This is a genomic window from Leucobacter sp. M11 (assembly GCF_035726885.1).
Classification (GTDB): Bacteria; Actinomycetota; Actinomycetes; order Actinomycetales; family Microbacteriaceae; genus JAPFRB01.
In genome coordinates, this window is sequence record NZ_JAPFRB010000001.1 from 503,336 (window position 1) to 505,396 (window position 2,061).

General features: G+C 70.1%; 3 protein-coding genes. 2 read left to right on the forward strand and 1 reads right to left on the reverse strand.

Annotated elements, in window-relative coordinates; all coding sequences use genetic code 11:
* The gene (locus OOT08_RS02570) at nucleotides 1–105 is read left to right on the forward strand and encodes a hypothetical protein (RefSeq protein ID WP_325091289.1); all 105 of its coding nucleotides are present in this window, start codon (nucleotides 1–3) and stop codon (nucleotides 103–105) included.
* A 133-nt stretch (nucleotides 106–238) separates the two neighbouring features.
* Complete coding sequence (locus tag OOT08_RS02575; protein WP_325090980.1) at nucleotides 239–1,633, forward strand: APC family permease; 1,395 nt, start codon at nucleotides 239–241, stop codon at nucleotides 1,631–1,633.
* A gap of 78 nt (nucleotides 1,634–1,711) precedes the next feature.
* Here the strand turns inward: OOT08_RS02575 and OOT08_RS02580 are convergent.
* Nucleotides 1,712–2,061 (reverse strand): fumarylacetoacetate hydrolase family protein (locus tag OOT08_RS02580; RefSeq protein ID WP_325090981.1); only part of this gene is annotated, 350 nt, incomplete at its 5' end.

A 2,061-nucleotide genomic window follows, 5' to 3' on the forward strand; every position in this document is an offset into this window, starting at 1 on the left:
CTGGTCTGGCTCGACCGCAACCCCCTGACCGTCGACCCGGCCACCGTGCACGCCTGCCGGGTGCTCGGCACCTGGCTCGCGGGCGAGCGCACCGCGGGCGCGTAACCGCTCCCGCCGCCTCCCGACCAGGCGCCCCGGGCGACGGCTCACCGCCGTCGCCCGGCTCCGCCCTGCCCGCACGCGGCCAGGGCCCCGTTTTTGCTTCCCTCCCCCACCCGCACCGACTCAAAGGAGACTCGTGTCTGCCCCCTCCGCCCAGCCCGGCCTGAAACGCGCCCTTGGCCTGCCCGGCCTCACCCTGTTCGGGCTCACCTACATGACTGCGGTGACCGTGTTCACGACCTACGGGATCGTCAACGAGATCACCGGGGGCCGCCTGCCCGCCGCCTACGTGGTCGCCGTCGTCACGATGCTGTTCACCGCGGCCTCCTACGGCGCGATGGTCAAGAAATATCCCATCGCTGGCTCCGCGTACACGTACACGCAGCAGGCCTTCGGCGGCGGCATCGGCTTCATCACGGGCTGGGTGCTCCTGCTCGACTACCTCTTCCTGCCGATGATCAACTTCATGCTGATCGGCATCTACCTGAACACGCAGTTCCCGGGGGTGCCCGCCTGGGTGTTCACCCTGTCCGGCCTCGTGATCGTGCTCGGGTTCAACCTGCTCGGCATCACGCTCGTGAACCGCGTCAACGCGGTCATCATCACGCTCTCGCTGATCCTGATCGCCGTGTTCATCGCCCTCGCGATCAAGACCGGCCTCGCGGACCCGAACGCGCCCGGCGTCTTCGAGCCCTTCCTGCCCGGCGAGGACGGCATCGGGCCGATCTTCTCGGGCGCGGCCGTGCTCGCGCTGTCCTTCCTCGGCTTCGACGCGGTCTCCACGCTCGCCGAGGAGGCGAAGCGGCCCCGCATCGACATCCCCCGCGCGATCATCCTGTCGACCCTGATCGGCGGCGCGATCTTCATCGCGGTGAGCTGGGCGGGCGCGATGGCCTACCCGGACTGGACCGCCTTCGACGACCTCGATTCCGCCGGGGTCACCGTCATGACGCACGTCGGCGGCGAGATCGTCGCCTCCATCTTCGTGGCCGTGTTCGTCGCGGGCAGCTTCGGCTCGGGCATGACGAGCCAGGTCAGCGTCTCCCGGATCATCTACGCGATGGGCCGCGACGGCTCCCTGCCCCGCGTCTTCGCCCGGATGTGGGCCACGCGCGGCACCCCGATCGTCGCGACCGTCACCGTCTCCGCCTTCGCGCTGCTGAGCCTCGTCCTCACGCTCGACCAGGCGGCGCACATGATCAGCTTCGGCGCGCTGGCCGCGTTCTCGATGGTGAACCTCGGCGTGATCCGGGTGTACCTGTTCCCGCGCGGCGGCCGCCGCACCGCGCCGACCGCGTGGGAGTGGTGCCGCTTCGGCGTGATGCCGCTGATCGGCTTCGCCCTGACGATCTGGCTGTGGACCTCGCTGTCCCCGAGCACCTTCCTGATCGGCGGCATCTGGATCGTGATCGGCCTGATCCTGGTCGCGGTCGCCACGAAGGGCTTCCGCCGCCCCGTGCCCAAGATGGACTTCACGGAGCAGATTCAGGTGATCCCGACCGAGCTCGCCGAGTCCGAGCCCGCGCGCTAAGCCGCCGCTCCCCCGAAACGCCGAGGGCCGCCCCGCGCAGTGCGCGGGGCGGCCCTCGGTCGTGCGGTCGTGCGGCGGTTACTGCACCGTGTTTCGGAGGATGCCGATGCCGTCGATCTGGACCTCGACCACGTCACCCGTGACGAGGGGGCCGACCCCGGCCGGGGTCCCCGTCATGATGACGTCGCCCGGCAGCAGGGTCCACACCGAGGAGGCGTAGGCGATGATGTCGGCGATCGAGTGGATCAGGTCCTTGGTCGTGCCCTGCTGGCGCACCTCGCCGTTGACCCGGGTCACCACGGCGGCGTCCGAGGGATCGAACTCCGTCTCGATGATGGGGCCGAGCGGGCAGAACGTGTCAAATCCCTTGGCGCGGGCCCACTGGCCGTCGGCGCGCTGCAGGTCCCGGGCCGTCACGTCGTTGCCCG